Annotated in this window: 15 protein-coding genes, 1 tRNA gene and 1 pseudogene; 14 read left to right on the top strand and 3 right to left on the bottom strand. The window is 72.9% G+C overall.

Annotated elements, in window-relative coordinates; genetic code table 11:
• Positions 1–408: 408 nt before the first annotated feature.
• Both AB0F82_RS02935 and AB0F82_RS02930 read left to right on the top strand, forming a co-directional pair.
• Positions 409–2,079: a glycoside hydrolase family 71 protein gene (locus AB0F82_RS02935; protein WP_362623155.1), complete on the top strand. Its 1,671-nt coding sequence runs from the start codon at positions 409–411 to the stop codon at positions 2,077–2,079.
• 112 nt (positions 2,080–2,191) lie between these two features.
• Positions 2,192–3,391 (top strand): aminotransferase class V-fold PLP-dependent enzyme, encoded by a 1,200-nt coding sequence (locus AB0F82_RS02930; protein ID WP_362623153.1) that lies wholly within the window; start codon positions 2,192–2,194, stop codon positions 3,389–3,391.
• Here the strand turns inward: AB0F82_RS02930 and cobF are convergent.
• Positions 3,378–4,130, bottom strand: coding sequence for a precorrin-6A synthase (deacetylating) (gene cobF, locus AB0F82_RS02925; protein ID WP_362623150.1), 753 nt, complete (start codon positions 4,128–4,130; stop codon positions 3,378–3,380). The genes AB0F82_RS02930 and cobF overlap by 14 nt on opposite strands.
• Positions 4,131–4,148: 18 nt before the next feature.
• Between cobF and AB0F82_RS02920 the strand changes: the two are divergent.
• Both AB0F82_RS02920 and AB0F82_RS02915 read left to right on the top strand, forming a co-directional pair.
• A pseudogene (locus tag AB0F82_RS02920) lies at positions 4,149–4,878 on the top strand ((Fe-S)-binding protein).
• Positions 4,879–4,882: 4 nt separating this feature from the next.
• Positions 4,883–5,278: a VOC family protein gene (locus AB0F82_RS02915; protein WP_362623148.1), complete on the top strand. Its 396-nt coding sequence runs from the start codon at positions 4,883–4,885 to the stop codon at positions 5,276–5,278.
• A gap of 63 nt (positions 5,279–5,341) precedes the next feature.
• Here AB0F82_RS02915 and AB0F82_RS02910 read toward each other — a convergent pair whose 3' ends face one another.
• Positions 5,342–5,821 carry a DUF309 domain-containing protein gene (locus AB0F82_RS02910; RefSeq protein WP_362623145.1) on the bottom strand — a complete coding sequence of 160 codons (480 nt, stop codon included), beginning with the start codon at positions 5,819–5,821 and terminating at the stop codon, positions 5,342–5,344.
• A gap of 109 nt (positions 5,822–5,930) precedes the next feature.
• Between AB0F82_RS02910 and AB0F82_RS02905 the strand changes: the two genes are divergently transcribed.
• The 10 genes from AB0F82_RS02905 (at position 5,931) to AB0F82_RS02860 (ending at position 17,074) form a co-directional block, all read left to right on the top strand.
• A tRNA-Pro gene (locus AB0F82_RS02905) sits at positions 5,931–6,004 on the top strand.
• A 502-nt stretch (positions 6,005–6,506) separates the two neighbouring features.
• The gene (locus AB0F82_RS02900; RefSeq protein WP_356809888.1) at positions 6,507–7,370 is read left to right on the top strand and encodes a LamG domain-containing protein; all 864 of its coding nucleotides are present in this window, start codon (positions 6,507–6,509) and stop codon (positions 7,368–7,370) included.
• Between the two features lie 256 nt (positions 7,371–7,626).
• A complete protein-coding gene (locus AB0F82_RS02895) occupies positions 7,627–8,340 on the top strand; it encodes a glycosyltransferase family 2 protein (RefSeq protein ID WP_362623143.1) in 714 nt (237 codons plus the stop codon).
• Positions 8,337–8,762, top strand: coding sequence for a hypothetical protein (locus AB0F82_RS02890; RefSeq protein ID WP_362623140.1), 426 nt, complete (start codon positions 8,337–8,339; stop codon positions 8,760–8,762). The genes AB0F82_RS02895 and AB0F82_RS02890 overlap by 4 nt, the downstream gene beginning before the upstream one ends.
• Positions 8,762–9,892, top strand: coding sequence for a glycosyltransferase family 4 protein (locus AB0F82_RS02885; RefSeq protein WP_362623138.1), 1,131 nt, complete (start codon positions 8,762–8,764; stop codon positions 9,890–9,892). Before AB0F82_RS02890 ends, AB0F82_RS02885 begins: the two co-directional genes overlap by 1 nt.
• A complete protein-coding gene (locus tag AB0F82_RS02880) occupies positions 9,889–12,180 on the top strand; it encodes a DUF2206 domain-containing protein (RefSeq protein WP_362623135.1) in 2,292 nt (763 codons plus the stop codon). The genes AB0F82_RS02885 and AB0F82_RS02880 overlap by 4 nt, the downstream gene beginning before the upstream one ends.
• Positions 12,177–13,328: a glycosyltransferase family 4 protein gene (locus AB0F82_RS02875; RefSeq protein WP_362623132.1), complete on the top strand. Its 1,152-nt coding sequence runs from the start codon at positions 12,177–12,179 to the stop codon at positions 13,326–13,328. The genes AB0F82_RS02880 and AB0F82_RS02875 overlap by 4 nt, the downstream gene beginning before the upstream one ends.
• Positions 13,321–14,718, top strand: a complete 1,398-nt coding sequence (locus tag AB0F82_RS02870; protein WP_362623130.1) for a lipopolysaccharide biosynthesis protein — start codon at positions 13,321–13,323, stop codon at positions 14,716–14,718. Before AB0F82_RS02875 ends, AB0F82_RS02870 begins: the two co-directional genes overlap by 8 nt.
• On the top strand, positions 14,715–15,959 hold the full coding sequence (locus AB0F82_RS02865; protein WP_362623127.1) for a polysaccharide pyruvyl transferase family protein: 1,245 nt from the start codon (positions 14,715–14,717) through the stop codon (positions 15,957–15,959). The genes AB0F82_RS02870 and AB0F82_RS02865 overlap by 4 nt, the downstream gene beginning before the upstream one ends.
• Positions 15,956–17,074, top strand: coding sequence for a glycosyltransferase family 4 protein (locus AB0F82_RS02860; RefSeq protein ID WP_362623124.1), 1,119 nt, complete (start codon positions 15,956–15,958; stop codon positions 17,072–17,074). Before AB0F82_RS02865 ends, AB0F82_RS02860 begins: the two co-directional genes overlap by 4 nt.
• A gap of 12 nt (positions 17,075–17,086) precedes the next feature.
• Here the strand turns inward: AB0F82_RS02860 and AB0F82_RS02855 are convergent, their stop codons facing one another.
• Positions 17,087–18,292, bottom strand: coding sequence for a cellulase family glycosylhydrolase (locus AB0F82_RS02855; RefSeq protein WP_362623121.1), 1,206 nt, complete (start codon positions 18,290–18,292; stop codon positions 17,087–17,089).
• Positions 18,293–18,690 lie beyond the last annotated feature (398 nt).

The raw sequence follows: 18,690 nt of genomic DNA, 5'->3' as shown, positions 1-18,690 counted from the left end.
GGCCCCTACGACGGCCCGATGAGCCGTTTCGAGTGGCAACCGCGCCCGGGCGTGGGTGCCTCGCACACACGGGGGGAGTCCGAGCTCCTCGGCAGACGGGAGCCCGGCCTCCCGCACCACGCCGACCCCGGGCAGCGCACCTGGATGAGCCGCCTCGCGTACCGCAAGGCCACCGTCGCCTTCCTCCGGGCGCGCCGGAGGCGGCGCACCGGTCCCGCACACGGTGGAGTGCCACGGCACGTCCGACCCCGGCCCCTGGGAACGGTTGTCCGGAAGCCGGTAATGGGCTCTACTGCTGTCCAGCCCCACCGGGGCATATTCGCGGGAGGGGCCAGAATGACAGCGGACCGGCGCACGGACCGGCGAGCACGACGAAGAACGCGCGGAGCCGAGCGGGCGGCGCGACCCGTGTCGCACCGGCGCCGGCCGGCCGTGCGCGGCGGCCGGCCGCTGCTGGCCCTGCTGCTGTCCGCCTTCCTCCTCGTCGGCGTCTGCGCTGCCACCGGCATCGCCTGGGACCCGCTCGGCGGCACCCCCGCACAGAACGCCACCGCCCACGGCCCCGCAGCCCCGCAGGCCGCCGGGCCCGGCTCAGCGTCCGGCGACACCGGCCCGGCCGCCTCCGCGCAGCCGGAGCAGAGCCCGCCGCCCGCCAACGGCGCGGCGGGCAAGGGCAATCCCAAGGGCGCGGTGGACTCCGGGGCCGGGCGCCCCGCCGGGGCCCTGCCCTTCGACATGCCGCCGCCGGCCGCCCTCCGCGCCGGCGAAGCCGGCAAGAAGCTGGTGTTCGCCCACTACTTCACCCCGTACCCGCTCTCCCTCGACAACGCGAGCGCGGACAACGACTACTACACCCGCAACTACCTCGACCCCGACGGGGAGAGCGGCAAACACGGCCGGTACGGCGGCCTGCTGCGCGACCGCCCGCTGCCCGTGGCACCCAAGACCGGCGACTGGGAATACGCCAACCTCCAGCAGGAGGTGCGCACCGCCCGGGCCGCCGGCATCGACGGCTTCACCCTCGACCTGCTCTCCCTCTCCGGCAAGAACTGGGACCGCTCGAACCTGCTGATGGCAGCGGCCCGTTCGGTGGACCCGGCCTTCAAGATCATGCTGATGCCGGACATGACCTCGCTGAAGACCGACGACCCGCGCGTCCTCGCCGAGGCGATCGCCACGCTCGCCGACGCCTCCGCCGCGCACCGGCTCCCCGACGGCCGCCTCGTCGTCTCCCCCTTCAAGGCGGAGGCGAAGAACGTGGCCTGGTGGACCGAGGTCATCCGCGTCCTCAAGGCCGACCACGGCATCCGCACCGCCTTCGTACCGCTCTTCCTCGACTTCGGCGCACACGGCGGCGATTTCGCCCCGATCAGCTACGGCTTCTCCGAATGGGGCAGCCGCAGCTACGTCGGCCAGGAGAGCTCCACGCGCGACGTCCAACGGGCCCACGGCATGGGCAAGATCTGGATGCAGCCCGTCTCGGTCCAGGACGCCCGCCCCAACCAGGGCATCTACGACGAGGCCGGCAACACCGCCACCCTGCGCGCCACATGGACGCGGGCCATCGAGGACGACGCCGACTGGGTCCAGCTCACCACCTGGAACGACTACTCCGAGGGCAGCCAGTTCGCGCCGTCCCTGCACAACGGCCACGCCTACCTCGACCTGACCTCGTACTACCTGACCCGGTTCAAGACGGGTGGCTGGCCGGAGATCGTCCGGGACACGCTGTACCTCAGCGCACGCACGCAGTTCGCGGACGCCGACCCGACCGGCGACCAGTCGCTGGTGATGTCGCTGCGCAAGGGGAGCGCCCCGTCCCGGGACACGGTGGAGGTGCTCAGCTTCCTCACCGGACCGGCGGTCGTGCGCACGACGGTCGGCACGGCCCGAGGCAGTCACGACGCCCCCGCCGGGATCCATTCCAAACTGCTGCCGCTGAAGGCGGGCACCAGCTCGGCCCACGTCGCGCGGGACGGAAAGGCGTCGGCGGAGGTCGACCTCCCGTACCGGGTGGATCCCAAGGTGGAGGTCCAGGACCTGCAGTACTACGCGGCGACCAGCGGCCGCGAACCGTAGCCCCGGGGCGGCGTCGTACGGTTGCGGCCGGGGTGCGTGGAGGCGGTGTTCCCAGGGCCGGAGGCGGCGGGGGATGATCCGGGCGACAGCCGCGCCGCACCCCGGAGGTCCCGTGACCGAGACGACACGCCCCGCAGACCGCCCCGCCGAGCCGCCCGCGGGGCAACCGGTGGGGGAGGGGCCCGGCGAGTTCCCCGGCGGACCCGCCCTGTTCTGCCTGGACCCGGGCGTCGCCCACCTCAACCACGGCTCCTTCGGCGCGGTCCCCGTGCCCGTCCAGGAGGCCCAGGCCGCGCTGCGCGCCGAGGTGCACGCCGATCCCGACGCGTTCTTCATCGCCGTACCGGACCGCCTCGAACAGGCCCGCGCCCGGATCGCCGCGCACCTCGCCACAGACCCCGACGGCCTCGCCTTCATCGCCAACGCCACCGAGGGCGCCAACCTCGCCCTCGACGCCGTCCCGCTCGCCGACGGTGACGAGATCCTGGTCACCGACCACGGCTACGGCACCGTCACCGCGGCCGCCGCCCGCCGCGCCCCGGTCACCACCGTCGCCCTGGACCCGGCCCTGCCCGACGAGGACGCCGTACGGGAGGCCGTGCTGGCCGCGCTGACGCCCCGGACCCGGGTCGCCGTCCTCGACCACGTCAGCTCGCCCACCGCCCGGATCATCGCCTCGCCCCGGCTCCTCGCCGCACTGCGCGAGCGCGGCGTCACCACCGTCGTCGACGGTGCCCACGCCCCGGGCATGCTCGCCGACCCGCTCGCCGGCGGCGCCGACTTCTGGTTCGGCAACCTGCACAAGTGGGGCTACGCCCCGTCCGGTACCGCCCTGCTCGCGGTCGCCCCGCAGCACCGCCACCGGATTCGGGCGCTCGTACCCTCCTGGGAGGACGGGCACGGATTCCCGCGCTCCGTCGAGAACCGCGCCACCGCCGACTACACCGGCTGGCTCGCCGCCCCCGAGGGACTCGACCTCATCGAAACCCTCGACGCGGCCAAGCTCCGGGCCCACAACAGCGCCCTCGCCGCGCACGGCGCCGCGCTGCTCGCCCGGATCCCCGGGCTCACGCAGCTCCCGCACACCGCCGGCCTCGCCATGCGCACCCTGCGCCTGCCGCCCGGCGTCGCCGAGACCCCGGACGACGCCCGCGCGCTGCGCGAGGAGATCGCGGCGCGCGAGCGCATCCGGGTGCTGATCTGGCCCTGGCCGGGCGGCGGCGGCATCCGGATCTGCGGGCAGATCTACAACCGGCCCGAGGAGTACGAACGCCTCGCCGCCGCCCTCCCGGCGTACCTCAGTCGCGCCTGAGCAGGTAGGTGTCCATGATCCAGCCCTTGCGGGCCCGGGCCTCCGTCCGGAGCTCCTCGATCCGCCCCGCGACCTCCGCCAGCCTGCCCTGCACCAGGATCTCGTCCGGGGTGCCCACGTAGGCCCCCCAGTAGATGTACAGGTCCTGGTCCAGGTGGGCGGTGAAGGCGTGCCGGGCGTCCAGCATCACCACCACGTCGTCCACGTCGGCCGGCCACCCCTCGGCCAGCCGGCGCCCGGTGGTGATCTGGACCGGCCGCCCGACCCGGTTCAGGTTGGTCCGGTGGCGTGCCAGCAGCGCGGAGATGCTGCTGATGCCGGGGACGACCTCGTGCTCGAAGGCCACCCGGCCGCGCTCCACCACCTCGTCGAGGATCGCGAGCGTGGAGTCGTAGAGCGACGGGTCGCCCCACACCAGGAACGCCCCGGTCTCGCCGTCCGCCAGGTCCTCCGCGATGAACCGCTCGAAGAGCTCGGCCCGCGCGCTGCGCCAGCCGTCCACCGTCGGGGTGTAGTCGGCGGGCGTCCGGTCCCGGTCCGGGTCGCGGCCCTCCACGAGCCGGTGGCCGGGGCGGGCGTGCGCGTCGAGCATCGCGCGCCGCAGCCCGGTCAGATCCGCCTTCTCCTCGCCCTTCTCCAGAATGAGGAATGCGTCCGCCGCGCCGATCGCCCTGGCCGCCTGGAGGGTCAGATGGTCCGGGTCGCCCGCGCCTATGCCGATCACTGAGAACTTCTTCACCCGGCTATTGTGCCCACCATGCGTGTCGCCCTGTTCGTCACCTGCGTCAACGACGCGCTGTACCCGCGGACCGGCATCGCCGTCGTACGCCTCCTGGAGCGCCTCGGCGTCCACGTGGACTTCCCCGCGGGCCAGAGCTGCTGCGGGCAGCCGCAGTACAACACGGGCTACCGGCACGAGACGGAACCGCTGCTGCGGCGCACCGCGGCGGCCTTCGCCGGCTACGAGTACGTGGTCACCCCCTCCGGCTCCTGCGCCGCGATGCTCCGTGAGCACTACCCGCGGATCGGCCGGAAGGCGGAACGGGAGGGGCGGGGCGCCGACCTGGCGGAGGCGGCACGCTCGCTGGCGCCGCGCGTGTACGAGCTCACCGAGTTCCTCATCGACGTACTCGGCGTGACCGACGTGGGCGCGTACTTCCCGCACACCGTCACCTATCACCCCTCCTGCCACGGCCTGCGCGGCCTGGGACTGGGGGACCGGCCCCGGCGGCTGCTCGCCGCCGTCAGGGGCCTGCGGCTGGTCGAGCTGCCGGGCGCCGAGGAGTGCTGCGGATTCGGATGCACCTTCGCCGTCAAGAACCCGGACGTCTCCGCCGCCATGGGCGCCGACAAGATCGCCTCCGCGGCCGCCACCGGAGCCGAGGGTGCTGTGCGGCGCCGACAACTCCTGCCTCGCCCACCCGGACCGGGTGGAAGGCGTACCCGGCCCCCGCACCCTGGAGGTCGTCCTCGTCGGCACACAATGAGGGCATGCCATCCCACATCGCCCTGACCGCCCTCGTGGTGCACGACTACGACGAGGCCATCGACTTCTACACGCGGGCCCTCGGCTTCGACCTGGCCGAGGACACGGCCCGCCCGGACGGCTCCCGCTGGGTGGTCGTCCGCCCGCCCGGCGCCACCGAATCAGCCCTGCTGCTGGCCCGCGCCAAGGACGACGCCCAGCGCTCCCGCGTCGGCGACCAGACCGGCGGCCGCGTCGGCTTCTTCCTGTACACCGACGACTTCGCCCGTGACCACGCCCGGATGACCGCGGAGGGCGTCCGCTTCCTGGAGACCCCGCGCCACGAGCCGTACGGCTCCGTAGCCGTCTTCGAAGACCTGTACGGCAACCGCTGGGACCTCCTCCAGCCCGCCCTTCCGTAGAACCTCCAGGCCGTCTCCTTCGGATCTTGTCGGCCGGACCCGGCAAGATCCGAAAGAGACGGCCTACGGGGCGCCGCCCAGGCGCGGGGCCTCCCGTGCGGCGTCGACGGCCCGGCCGTCCCCCTCCACCCGGCCCGCCAGTTCCCGGGCCCAACGGACCAGGCCCGCTACGTCGATCCCGTAAGGGGCTCCGGCCAGCCCCTCGATCGCGTCGGCCCCGCGCCGCAGCAGCCGCGCCCCGCCCACGGCATTGCCCCGGGCGGCGTGCGTCAGCCCGACCGCGAGCTGCGCGAGCCCCCGCCACAGGGGGGCCGAGGCCTGCGGCCCCGACTTCCACGCGTCCTCGAACACCTCGTGCGCATGGAACGGCATTCCGGCGTCCAGCAGCCGCTGCGCCTCCCGCACCGTCTCCGCGGGCGAGCGCACGACCCCCTCGGGCTGCCGCTCCACTCCGGGCGCGCCGTAGTCGAGCGGCCGCCCCAGCCCATCCCTCGGCCGGGCGTTCCTCGCCCGCCCCTCAACGTCCCGATCCCGTGCGTTCACCACCCCATCCTCCCCCTCGCCGATTACCCGTGCATGTACACCCCTCGGCGTGGGGTAATGTTCTGCATGTGCCGCCGAGCACGGGGAAACCCGCAGGTCGAAGGTACATCGGGACGTGGCGCAGCTTGGTAGCGCACTTGACTGGGGGTCAAGGGGTCGCAGGTTCAAATCCTGTCGTCCCGACTTTTCGAAGTCGCAGATCAGGGATCGCTTCAGAGCAATCTGAAGCGATCCCTTGATCGTTTTCGGGGTCATGGTGTCGGGTGCAGGCCGCGCCGGGGGCGTCCGGGGAACCGTGTCCGGCGTTCCTGCGACGCGGTCGGCGGCCGGGTCCTCCGCCCGAGGCGGCCCGTCGGAGTTCGTGCCGTACCGTCTGGTGGCGGTCCGCCTGTCATGTTTTACGATCCGTCCCATGACTGACGGTACGGATCGCCCGAGCACAGCCCAGCCGGACCCCGCCGGGGGGCAGGCGGGCTATGGCTATCCCCAAGGGACGCCCGGCGGTTACGGTTTTCCGCAGGCTTGGCAGCCCAATCCGTACCAGCAGCCACTGTCCCAGCCGGGCACTGCCGGAGAGGCGCCGCACCACCCCCAGGCACCCCAGACCCAGCAGCCGCACCTGCAGCCCCAACCGGAGCCGCAGTTGGCCGGGTTCACGCCTCCGCCTCAGCCCGACTGGCAGGCGATGGCGGACCGTTCGGAGTCGCAGCAGCGCAGGCGCAAGCGGATGTGGATGGCCGCGATCACGGTTGCGGCGTGCACCCTCGGCGTCGGTGCCGGCCTCTTCATACTGGACAGGGGCGACAAGGAGGGGAAGGCCCCGGGCCCCGGCGACGCCTCGCGGTCGGCGACCGCCGCGCCCGGCCAGGACACCAACGCGCCCACCGTCCCCGGCGAGCCGAACCTGTTGCGCGACCGTTCCGGCCAGGTCAACATCGCGCTCAGCCCCGACGCGGTTCTCGGCAAGGTGGACAACGGCAACGTGCTGCGCCTGCGCAGCAACGGCAACTCGTACGCGCAGGCCGCCGAGCCGGTCGTCGACGCGTCCAAGAGCTTCACCGTCTCCGCCTGGGTCTACAACGAGGCCGACGGCGGTTCGCGGTTCGCCATCAGCCAGGGCGACGGCACCTCGTACTCATTCGAGTTGGGCCGCGAGGACAGCAATGGCAAGAAGTCCTGGGTGTTCCGGATGCAGACCGACGAGAAGGGTGCGGCCTCCACCGCCGTGGCCGCCACCTCGGACGGTCTCAACACGGTCCGCGCCTGGGCCCTGCTGACCGGGGTGTACGACGCCCAGGGCAAGACGTTGACGCTGTACGTCGACGGCAAGGAGGCCGGCCGTGCCCCGGTGGCGGCCGCCTGGTCGGGCCAGGGGCCGCTGCAGCTGGGCCGCTCCCGCCACCACGGGATCTGGAGCGGGCCCTGGGCCGGCGTCATCGGACACGTGCTGGTGTGGGACAAGCCGCTGACTGCCGATCAGGTTCTCGCACTGAAGGGCGGCAAGCTCGACAAGGAGATCAAGCCTGTCGGTTCATGGCTGGTCGGTTAACCCCTTTCGGACCGAATTCGCTGAAATTCGATCAGTACGGGTGGGTCACCCTGGTGGATCTGTGTCTCACGCGTCGGATAGGGTCACCGCTGGCCCGGATGCCGGGTTGACGTCCGCAGCAGAAGCACCCAGCAGACCGCCCGGCTCGACGTGTGCGGCCGAGACTCCACGATGTGAAGGCCCTCAGTTGCCGCGGCGCTCGCACGGCCGCCGTTCTGGTCCGGTACCGGGGGATGAATTGAATACGCTTTCCGTCGTGATTCCCGCGCTCAACGAAGCGCCCAACCTGCCCACCGTGGTCAACTCGGTGCCCACGGGCGCGCTCCACGCTCTGGGCTGGGAGACCGAGGTCATCGTCGTCGACAACGCTTCCACCGACGACACCGCCGCGGTGGCCGCCGCGCTCGGCGCCACCGTCGTCTCCCAGCCGGAGCGGGGGTACGGCAACGCTTACCACGCCGGGTTCCGCGCGGCGAAGGGCGACGTCATAGCGACCGGCGACGCCGACTGCACCTACCCGTTCGACTCGCTGCCCGAGCTGCTGGGCACCTTGACCGAGGCGGACGTCGAGTTCATGACGACCAACCGGCTCCGCCGCGAGAACCGCTCGGCGATGAAGCGGTCCCACACCGTCGCCAACTACGCGCTGAGCGCCCTGAGCCGGGCCCTGTTCCGCAACGGACTGCGCGACTCGCAGTCCGGCATGTGGGTCTTCCGGCGCTACGTCTGGGACGGCGTGGAGGTGACGTCGACCGGCATGGCCTTCTCCCAGGAGATCAAGAACGCCGCGACCCAGGCCGGCTACCGGTACCTCGAAGTGCCCATCGAGTACCGCAACCGCCAGGGCGAGGTGAAGCTCAACGCGCTGCCCGACGGGATGGCCAACCTGCGCCAGCTCTTCGAGCACCGCTTCCGCCGGTCCGGCGGGGAGCGCCCCGCGCGCTACGAACGGCGGCACACCCCCGCATGAGGAAGCGTCTGATCCGAGCGGCCCTGGTATTCGCGGTGGCGGCCGTCCTGTGCGCGGGCGCCTGGTCGCTGCCGCCCGTGCGGACGGTCCTGCTGGACTCGTTCACCCGCCGGCAAGCCGCCTACATCGAGCTCTACTTCACCGAGGACCCGCGCTTCGACGGAGCGAGCGTCCTCGTTCCCTTCGCAGTGAACGACCACGGCTCCGGAGCCCGGTCGCTGGTCGCGACGCTCACCGTGGAGGCCGCGAACGGCAAGGTGCTGGCGACCGAGACCTACCCCGTCGAACCCCACCAGGGCGCCGCGGTCCCGGTCACGGCGCGGATCCGCGCCAAGGGGACCGACGTCGCCCTGGTCCGGGTCTCGCTCACCGGGCATCCCCAGACCCTTCACTTCCGCTTCGGCCGGCCCCCGGAACTCTGATGCGCACCGTTGTCCAGATCACCCCGTACTACCCCCCGCACCTCGGCGGCCTCGAGCGCGTCGTGCTGCACCTGTCGCGCCGCCTCGCCCAACGCCACGACGTCCGCGTCGTCACCACCACGCTCGGTTCCGGCGGCGCACCGCGGCGGGCCCGGGAGGACGGCGTCACCGTGCGCAGGCACCGCGCCGCCGAGTTCGCCCACACCGCGATCGCGCCCGGGCTCCTCGGCTCGCTCCTGGCAGCACCGCGCGGCGCCGTGCTGCACGCGCACTGCGCGCACGCGCTGCTGCCGGAGACCGTGGCACTCGCCGCCCGGCTGCGCCGACAGCCGTTCGTACTCCACTTCCACCTCGACGTGGACGCCAGCGGGCGCCTCGGCGGACTCCTGCCCGCCTACAAGAAGCACGTCTTCGGACGCGTCGCCCGCGCCGCCGCGGCGGTCATCGTGCTGACCGAGCAGCAGGCCCGCTTCGTCGAGGAGGCCTACCGGGTGCCGCCCGCGCGCGTGCACGTGGTGCCCAACGGAGTCGGCCCGGAGTTCTTCCGTCCCGCTCCCGCTCCTGCCACCGCCCCTGTCGGCGCGGCCACCACGACCGCCGTCCCCCGGCCCCTGCGGCTGCTCTACGTCGGCCGCCTCAGCGCCCAGAAGAACATCGTGCGCCTGCTCGACGCGATCAGCCTGGCCCAGTCCCCGCTCAGGCTCCGCGTCGTCGGCGGCGGCGAGCTCGACGCCGACCTGCGGGCCCGCGCCGCCGGACTCGGCCTCGGCGAGCGCGTCGAGTTCACCGGGCCCCTGCACGACGGGGACCTCCTCGCCGCCTACGCGGACGCCGACGTCTTCGTCCTGCCCTCCGACCGCGAGGGCATGCCCCTCGCCGCGCTGGAAGCCATGGCTGCTTCCCTGCCCGTCCTGGCCACCGATGTCCCCGGCAACGCGGAACTGCTGCGCGGCGTCGGCCTGCTGGCCGCACCGGACCCGGCCTCGCTCGCCGCCGCCGTGGACCGCCTCGCGTCCGACCCCGGCCTGCGCGACCGGCTGGCCGGCCGCAGCGCCGAGCGGGCCCGCCGCCACACCTGGGAGGAAGTCACCCGGCAGGTGGAGCTCGTGTACCGGAAGGCAGGCATATGAAACCGCCCACCTGGGTGCGCGGACGGCTCGGCGTCCTGCTCAGCCTCGGTCCCGCCTGCGCCGTCGAGACGCTGCCCGGCGTCCCCGCCCTCCTGCTCGCGCCGGTCGGCCTGTGGCTGCTCTTCGCCGCGCCTGCCCTGCTGCTGCGCGGCGTCACCGACAAAGTGGTCTCCACCCGCAGCGGCTCCCTCCTGCTGGCGGCCGGCCTCGCCGTGCTCCTCGACATCCTCGTGGCGCTGGGCGTCAACACCGTGCTTCCGCTGCTCGGCGCGGAACGGCCCCTGACCCGGCTGGTGCTGGCCTCGGCGACGACCCTGGTGCTCCTCGTCCTCGGCATCCTCGCCCCCCAGTCACCACGGCCCCTCCTGCGCGGCGCACCCCTGAGCGGCGCCCGCCCTGTGGCCTGGGCGGCCGGAGTCGCGCTGCTGCTCTCCGTGGCCGGTCCGATCAGGCTCAACAACGGCCTGGGCGGCGCCGTCAGCACGGCTGCTCTGGTCGTCGTCACGGCGCTGATCGTTCTGCTGCTCCTTCGCCACGCACGCTGCTCCCCGATCGTCCTGGAGGCCGGTATCTACGCCGCTTCCGCCACCCTGCTGCTGCTCACCTCCCTGCGCGGCTGGTACATCACCGGGCACGACATCCAGCGCGAGTACCTCTACTTCCGGCTCACCCTCGGCGGCGGTTTCTGGGACATCTCCGCCTACACCGACCCGTACAACGCGTGCCTGAGCATCACCCTGCTCCCGGTGAGCGTCTTCCGACTCACGGGCATCGAGGACATCTACGTCTTCAAGGCCGTCCTGCCGCTGCTTTTCGCCCTGACCCCGGTGCTCGTCCATCGCGCGGTGCGCAATGTGGCGCCACCGCTCGTGGCGCTGCTCTCCGCCGTGTTCTTCATGGCGTTCCCGACCTTCTTCACCGACATGCCGTTCCTGGGCCGGCAGGCCATCGCCTTCCTGCTCCTGGCCTGCGCGATGCTCGTCCTGACGGATTCCCGGCGCCCGCTGCCCCTGCGGCGCGCGGTGTTCACCGTGCTGCTCGCCGGAGTGGTCCTGTCCCACTACTCGACGATCTACGTGATCGTCGGCACCCTGGCGAGCGCGTTCGCCGTGGACAAGGTGTGGCGGGCGGCCTCCAGGCCGGGCCGTGCCCGCCCGCAACGCACCGGCGGCCAAGGCCGGATGCGGACGTTCCTCACCTGGTGGACCGTGGCCGTACCGGCCGTTCTCGCCCTGCTATGGGCCGGTCCCCTCACCCACACCGGTGGCCAGCTCGAAAGCACGTTGCGCGTCGTCGCGAGCGACCTGTTCGGGTCCGGCGACGCCCGCAAAGGCTCCTCCGACACCCGCTACAGCCTCCTCGGCGGCGCCGGAGCCACCCCCGAGGAGCGGCTCGCCGAATACCGCGAGGACACCATCGGCCACACCCGGGCCGACCGGGCCGACGGCAAGTACCTGCCGCTGGAGGCCCTCGCGAAGTACCCCACGCCCGTGGCCGAGAAGGAGAACCTGCCGCTCACCCCCGTCGGCCGGGCGCTGGACACCGTCGGCTTGAGCGTGCCCGCGCTCAACGGGGTGCTCCGGCAGGCCGCCGCCCTGCTGCTCCAGGTCCTGGTCCTGGTCGGGTTCGTGATCGCCCTGCGTGGCCGCAGCAGCCCGTTCACGCCCGTCCGCGACCAGATCACCCTGACCGTGGGCGCCCTCGCGATGATGGGCCTGTTCACCCTGGTGCCGCAGCTGTCGGTCGACTACAGCGTGCTCCGCGCTTTCCAGCAGGGCCTGTTGTTCTTCGCCCCGTTCATCGCCGTCGGCGCCCTGTGGGCGGTGCGCCGGGCCGGCCGCCGCGCCGTCCCCTTGCTGTGCGTCCTCGTCGCCGGGCTGCTGCTCGACCTGACCGGGGCCGTCCCCAAGGCACTCGGCGGCTACCCCGCGCAGCTCGCGCTCAGCAATTCCGGTCCCGCCTACGACATCTACTACCCGCACGCCGAGGACCGCCGGGCCGCCATGTGGCTCAACCATCGGGCTGCGGGCGACGACCTCGTTGTACAGACCGACCGGTACTCCTTCAGCCGTCTCCAGACCCTCTTCACCGTCCGCACGCAGGACAGCGTCCACCCCGCGCTGCTGCGGTCGCAGTCCTACGTACTGCTGGGGTCCACGCCGACCCGCAAGGACGAGGTCACCATATTCTTCCGGGGCGACCTCGTGACGTACCGGTATCCGCGCGATCTCCTCGACACCACACGCAACCTGATCTACAGCAACGAAGGGGCGGTGGTCTACCGATGAACCACGTCCGGCGCCGGCCCCGGGTCCTGCTCGTCAGCCACTACTACCCGCCGCATCTGGGCGGCATCGAGAACGTCGTCCGCAACGAAGCGCTCCACCTCGCCCGGCACGGCGCCGAGGTCACCGTCCTCACCAGTGGCGACCACGCCGGGATCCACCACGAGGACGGCGTCCGCGTCGTACGCGTCGCCGCGTCCAACGTGGTGGAGCGCCGGTCGGGCGTCCCCTTCCCGCTGTTCTCGCCGGCCCTGCTGCCCGCAGCCCTGCGCTGGGCCCGCCAGGCCGACGTCGTCCACGTCCACGACTGCCTCTACGCCTCCTCCTGGGCAGCCGGACTCGCCGCGGCCGCCACCCGCACCCCCACCGTGGTGACCCAGCACGTCGGCCTGGTGGCGCACCCCTCGGCCCTCGTACGCGCCGTCCAGCGGGCCGTCTACGCCGTTGCGGGCCGGCCCCAGCTCCGCCGCGCCCGCCGGGTGCTCACCGTCAACGCCGACGTCGCCGCGTTCGTCCGGAAGCTCGGCGCCCGCGCCGAGGCCCGCCACCACCTCGCCAACGGCGTGGACACCGGCCTGTTCCGGCCGCCCGCCGACCCCGCGGAGCGCGCCGCGGCTCGCGCGCGGCTCGGTCTGCCGACCGGACGCACCCTGGTGCTCTTCGCGGGCCGGCTCGTCCCCAAGAAGGGGTACGACCTCCTTCTCGACGCCCACGCCGGCGACGCCACATACGACCTCGTGTTCGCCGGTGACGGGGACGCCGCGGCCCTCGCCGGACGCTCCGGCGTCCACCACCTCGGCTCCCTGTCCGCCGACGACCTCGCCGACGCCTACCGCGCGTGCGACGTGTTCGCCCTGCCCTCCACCGCCGAGGGCTTCCCGCTGACCGTCCAGGAGGCCATGGCCTCGGGCCTGCCCGTCGTCACGACCGACGACCCCGGATACGCCCCGTACGGCCTGGACCGCGGCGTCGCCCTGCTCGTGCCCCGTACCGTCCCCGCGCTGCGCGCCGCGCTCGACGGCCTGGTCGCGGACCCTGCCGGGCGGGCGGCGACGGGAGCCGCCGCCCGCGCGTTCGCCGAGGCGTCCTTCGGCTGGGACCGGCACGTGACGGCGCTGCTCGGGCACTACGGGGACGCCGGCCGTGGGTAAGCACGCCCGGCCCGCGGACCAGATGTTCCGGAGCTCGTTCTTCCTGCTGGCGTCCACCGTCACGACGGCCGGCCTGAGCTTCCTCTTCTGGGTGGTCGTGGCCCGCTTCTACCCGCCCGAGCAGGTCGGGCTGGCCACCTCGCTGATCTCCGCGACCGCGTTGCTCTCCTACCTCAGCATGTTCGGCCTCAACAGCACCCTGATCCGCTTCCCCGCCGAGGGCAGGGCCCGCAACGGCCAGATCACCCATTCCACCGTGCTGGTGCTGCTGGTCTCCTGCGTCGCCGCCGGGATCTATCTGCTGGGGCTGCCCTGGTACGGGCACAAGCTGCTGTTCGTCCGCGACCACGCGCACCTCGCCGCCCTCTTCGTCCTGTCCTGCGCCTGTGCCGCGCTGAACCTCCTGGTCAAGTCGGTCTTCATCAGCGCCCGCATGGCGCAGTACAACGTGCTGCTCGACGGGATCCTCCAAGGCCTCGCCAAACTCGCCGCGCCCGTCGCCCTGGTCGGGTTCGGCGCGGCCGGAATCCTCGGCTCGGCGGCCATCGGCTACGCGGTCGCCGGCGCCGCGGCCCTGCTGCTGCTCCGGCGCCGCCTCGGCTTCCGCTTCGACTTCCGCACCCGCGGCACCCGACTGCGCGAGCAACTGCGCTTCTCCGTCGCCAGTTACATCTCCAGCCTGATCAACCTGGCGCCCGTCCTGGTCACTCCGCTGATCGTGCTCCAGAAGCTGGGCGCCGCCGAAGCCGGCTACTACTTCGTCGCCTTCCAGATCGCCGCCCTCCTGAACTCCGTCTCCACCGCCGTGGGCGAGGCCGTCTTCGCCGAGGTCTCTTCCGACCCGTCCCGGTTCGGCGAGCTCCTGCGCCGCTCCGCGAAGATCATCGCCGCGGTGCAGGTCCCCGCCGTCGCCGTCGTCGCGCTCGGCAGCGGGCTGCTCCTGCTGGTGTTCGGCGGCGGCTACACCGCGGCCGCGAGCGGGCTGCTCAGGGTGCTCGCCGTCGCCGCCCTCGCCGTCGCCCTCAACACCTGGGCGTGTTTCGGGCTCAAGCTGGCCCAGCGGATGAAGCAGCTCATCACCGCCAACGCCGTCCTTGCGTGCACCACCATCGGCCTGTCCGCGTGGTGGGCGCCGCACGGGCTGGTCTGGGTCGGCTGCGCCTGGGGCCTCGGCAACCTGGCAGCCGGACTGTTCGCCACCGTCGCCCTGCTGCGCGGCCGGCCCTCCGCGCCCCGCCGGCCGGAACCGGACCTCGACCCCGGACCGGGCTGGTCCCCCGTCGACACCCTCCAACTGCGCGCCGTGCGCCTGCCCGGGCAGACGGCCCCGGATCCGCCCTCCGCCGCCGCGCCGTCCGCCGCACCACCTGCCGAGAGGTACCGCCCGTGAAGATCGTGGTGATCAACGCCTACGTCCGGGAGAACGCGGGCGACGCCGCGCTGCTCTCCGTCTGCCTGCGACAGGTCCGCGAGGCGTTCCCCGGCGCCTGCGTCCGCGTCGCCGGCATGGAGGACCCCGCCGTCCACCCCGCATTCGAGGACGCCCCGAACCTCGGATCGATCCGCCGCCACGTCGCCGACGGCACCGCTTCGCGTTCCCGCCGGATCCTGCGGAAGGTGTACGTCGGCGCGGCCTCCGCCGGCCTCCTCCTGCTGCCCCGGTCCGCGGCCGGTGTCCTGCGCAGGGTCCTGCCCGCCGAGGCCCGGCGCGAGGCGGACGCCCTGGCCGGCGCCGACCTGGTGGTGTCCACCGGAGGCGGGTACGTCCTGGCCCGCCCGGGGCTCGACGGCCACCAGAACGTCTTCTTCGTCCTGTTGCCGGTGCTGCTCGCCCAGCGTGCCGGCGTACCCGTCGTCTTCGCCCCGCAGTCCTACGGCCCGTTCCCCTCGTCCCTCCAGCGGCGCCTGGTCGCCCGCGCCCTCGGCCGGTCCCCGCTCGTCCTGGCCCGCGAGGACGTCAGCGTGGCCCAGCTGCGCGGCTGCGGCCTGCCCGACGCGGTCGTCACACGGGGCGTCGACTCGGGCTTCGCGTTCGACCCGCCGCCGTCCTCCGACTGGCGGACCCGGCTCGGCATCGCACCCGAGCAGCGTCTGGTCGGGGTCACGGCCAGGCGCTGGCTGGCCCCGGCCGCCCAGGACGCGTACGAACGGGCCCTGGCCGCGACGATCGACGCCGTCCAGGCCACCGGAGCGCGTGTCGTGCTGATCCCGCAGGTCAGTACCGATTACCTGAGCGACGACGACCGCATCGTGGAGCGCCGGATCGCCGCCCACTGCACTGCGGCGCCCCTGGTGATCGAGGACCGGGTGGACTACCGCGATCTGAAGGGTGTCTACCGCGAGTGCGCCCTGCTGATCGGCACCCGCTTCCATTCGGTGATCTTCTCCCTGACCAGCGGCGTGCCGTGCGTGGCCATCGAGTACGAGCACAAGACCCGCGGCATCATGGCCGACCTCGGCCTCGGCGCCCACGTGCTGGCCATCGAGGACGTCACCCATCCCCGGCTGTGGGCGCTGGTCGCACCGCTGCTCCGGGACGACTCCGGCTACCGCGAGCAGCTGCGGCGCCGCCTGCCCGGCTACGTCGCCGAGGCGGAGGGCTTCCCCGGCCTGCTGCGGGCCGCCCTGTGAACCCCCGCACGGTGGCCGTCGTCACCCCCTTTTACCCGCCGCACGTCGGGGGCGTCGAGCAGTATGCGGCCCGGGTCGCCCGGGCCGTGCACGAAGCGCCCGGCCTCGACGCCGTCGTCCTCACCAGCGGGCCCGGGCTGCGCACCCGTACCTGCCTGGAGGACGGCGTGCGGGTCGTCCGACTCGGCTCCTGGTTCCGGCTTTCCAACACCCCCCTGAGCCCCCTGTGGCCGTTTCAGCTGCGGTACTGGCTGCGCCGTACGGGCGCCGACGTGGTCCACGTCCACGCCCCGGTACCGGGACTCGGCGACATCGCCGTGGCCGTGGCGGGCCACCGGCCGGCCGTGCTCACCTACCACGCCGGCTCGATGCTCAAGGGTGGCCCCGGCACCGGCGCCGCGGACCGCCTCATCGGCCTCTACGAACGCCGGGTTCTGCCCCGGGTGTTCGGCCGGGCCCGCGCCCTCGTCGCCGTGTCCCCCGTCTCCCTGGCCGCCGGATGGCCCGGAGCCCTGGAGATCAACCCCGGCGTCGACACCGGCCGTTTCACGCCGGGCCCGCCGCCCTCCACCCGCCCGCCGACGCTCCTCTACGTCGGCCGGATCGACCGGTCCTCGGCGTGGAAGGGGGTCGATGTCCTCGTCCGCTCCCTGGCCGAAGTACCCGGTGCCCGGCTGCGCCTGGTCGGCGGCGGCGACGCGGTCGCGGACCAGCTCGCCCTGGCCGCGTCCCTCGGGCTCGCGGACCGGGTCACCGCGTCCGGCGAACTCACCGGGCCCGCCCTCGTCCGGGCGGTCCGCGAGGCGGCGGTGCTGGTCCTGCCCTCCGTCACCGAGGCCGAGTCGTTCGGCATGGTGCTCGTCGAGGCGATGGCCTGCGGCACCCCGGTGGTGGGCTCGCGGGTCGGCGGCATCCCGTACGTCGTCGAGGACGGGCGGACAGGTCTGCTGGTGCCGCCCGGCGACCCCGGCGCCCTGGCGGGCGCCTGCCGGCGCCTCCTGGAGGACGGTGCGCTGGCGGACCGGCTGGGAGAGGCGGGGCTGCGCACCGCGCGCGAGCGGTACGCCTGGGACGGCGTCCTGGCCCGGTACGTGGACCTGTTCCGCTCGCTGTGACCGCCGGCCGGCCTAGCGGGGCTGCTTCTTCGCGTACTCCTCGATGGCAGCCCGGAGCGCGGCGAACGCGGGCTTCGCGGAACCGTCGTAGCGGCGCAGTCCGTAGTACTTGGAATGGCTCTTGTCGTTGCCGGTGGCCGTGTCCTGGTGGGCGAACCAGAACGCGGCGGCCACGTATTTGTCCTTCACGGCGGTCGGCACGGTGTCGGTGGCGATCCGCGCCTGGAACTCCTCGCTGACGTGCGTGATGTTCTCCGTCCGGGACTTCTCGTCGGCGGCGGGGTTGCCCGGACCGTTGGTCGGCGCGCCCGTCTCCGTCAGCCACACCGGCATGCCGGGTGTCCCGTGCCGCTCGGCCACGCCGACCAGGTTCTCCCCGGCGCTGCTGACCTCCTGGAACACCTTGCCGTCGTGCGGGAGCTGGGGCCAGGCGTAGGGGTGGTAGCTGAGCGCGTCCACCATCTTGTTGCCGCCGAGCCGGCAGACCTGTTCCAGGAAGTCCAGGTGGGAGACGTACTTGATGGATTCCCAGGTGCCGACGGCGGCCAGACCGCCCATCAGTACGTAGGCCGTCGGGTCGGCTTCGCGCAGCGAGGCGGCGGTGGAGTTGAGCAGGGCGGTGTACGCCTTCGCGTCGGGCTTGGGGTACCAGAACTGGGGGAGGTTGGGCTCGTTCCAGACCTCCCACGTGTGCACGCCCTGGGGCGCGTAGCGCAGGGCGGCGAGTTTCGCGAACGCGGCGAATTTCTTGGGGTCGGCAGGCGGACACGTGGGACGGTGCCCCGTGCAGGACTCGGCCCTTGCCCATGCGGGGGTGTAGGCGACGGTGGCGAGGACGTCGAGGTTGCGTTCGCGGGCCGCTTTCACGATCCGGTCGAAGCGCTGCCACTGGTAGGTGCGCGGGCTGTCCGGCTGGATGTTGTTCCAGGACAGGTCCACCCGGATCCAGGTGGTGCCCAGACCGACCGCGTCGTTGAGGGCGGCGGCCAGGCCGTCGTCGGACTTCCAGGTGAGGGTGTCACCGTAGGAGAGGCCGAGTCGCAGATCGTGCTGCTTGGGCGGCTCGGGCGGCCGCTGGAACCCGCCGACGGGCCGCGCGTCGGCGTCCGACGCGGGACCTGTCGACGAAGCCGCCGCCACGACCGTCGCGGCGGTCGCCAGGACGAAGGAGACGAAGGCGACGACGAGCCGCTGTCGTGTACTCGAATGCCCCACCATGGGGTCACCCTAAGGCAAGCGTGCGGCGACTCCTTTCCCGACCGAGCCCTCCTCGAGCGTTCCGGAACGGCCGGCTGCTGCACATCGAGGGCCCCCGCCGGCGCCCACAGGGGCCACGGCTGCGGTGTCAGTGCGCCGGGCCCCGGATCGGACGGCGGCCCGCCGTCGTGCTGCGGCAGCCGTACTGGGGGAGATCCTGCTGACGGTGCGCAGGCGCCGTTGAAGTGGCGGACAGGGGCAGCGGACCCGTGATCGGTTCGGGGTGCTCGCGGATCAACCGGGCCGACCGCGTGGGTGGGTGGTGATCCCGTGTTGATCGGTCGTAGAGCCGGGGCGGCGACCATCGGCGACAAGGGGAGCACGGCTCGGGGTCACCACCGGTCGCAGCCGCCCTCGGT

Origin of the sequence: Streptomyces virginiae, assembly GCF_040638905.1 — a bacterium.
GTDB classification, from domain to species: Bacteria; Actinomycetota; Actinomycetes; order Streptomycetales; family Streptomycetaceae; genus Streptomyces; species Streptomyces virginiae_B.
The sequence above is the reverse complement of the archived record's forward strand: the minus strand, read 5'-3'. Positions and strand labels throughout refer to the sequence as shown.

Bases quoted from the DNA above. Each gene is read 5' to 3' on its own strand.
- AB0F82_RS02915 (WP_362623148.1), top strand. From the start codon at position 4,883: ATGCCATCCCACATCGCCCTGACCGCCCTCGTGGTGCACGACTACGAC.
- AB0F82_RS02900 (WP_356809888.1), top strand. From the start codon at position 6,507: ATGGCGGACCGTTCGGAGTCGCAGCAGCGCAGGCGCAAGCGGATGTGG.
- AB0F82_RS02890 (WP_362623140.1), top strand. From the start codon at position 8,337: ATGAGGAAGCGTCTGATCCGAGCGGCCCTGGTATTCGCGGTGGCGGCC.
- AB0F82_RS02885 (WP_362623138.1), top strand. From the start codon at position 8,762: ATGCGCACCGTTGTCCAGATCACCCCGTACTACCCCCCGCACCTCGGC.
- AB0F82_RS02880 (WP_362623135.1), top strand. From the start codon at position 9,889: ATGAAACCGCCCACCTGGGTGCGCGGACGGCTCGGCGTCCTGCTCAGC.
- AB0F82_RS02875 (WP_362623132.1), top strand. From the start codon at position 12,177: ATGAACCACGTCCGGCGCCGGCCCCGGGTCCTGCTCGTCAGCCACTAC.
- AB0F82_RS02855 (WP_362623121.1), bottom strand. From the start codon at position 18,292: ATGGTGGGGCATTCGAGTACACGACAGCGGCTCGTCGTCGCCTTCGTC.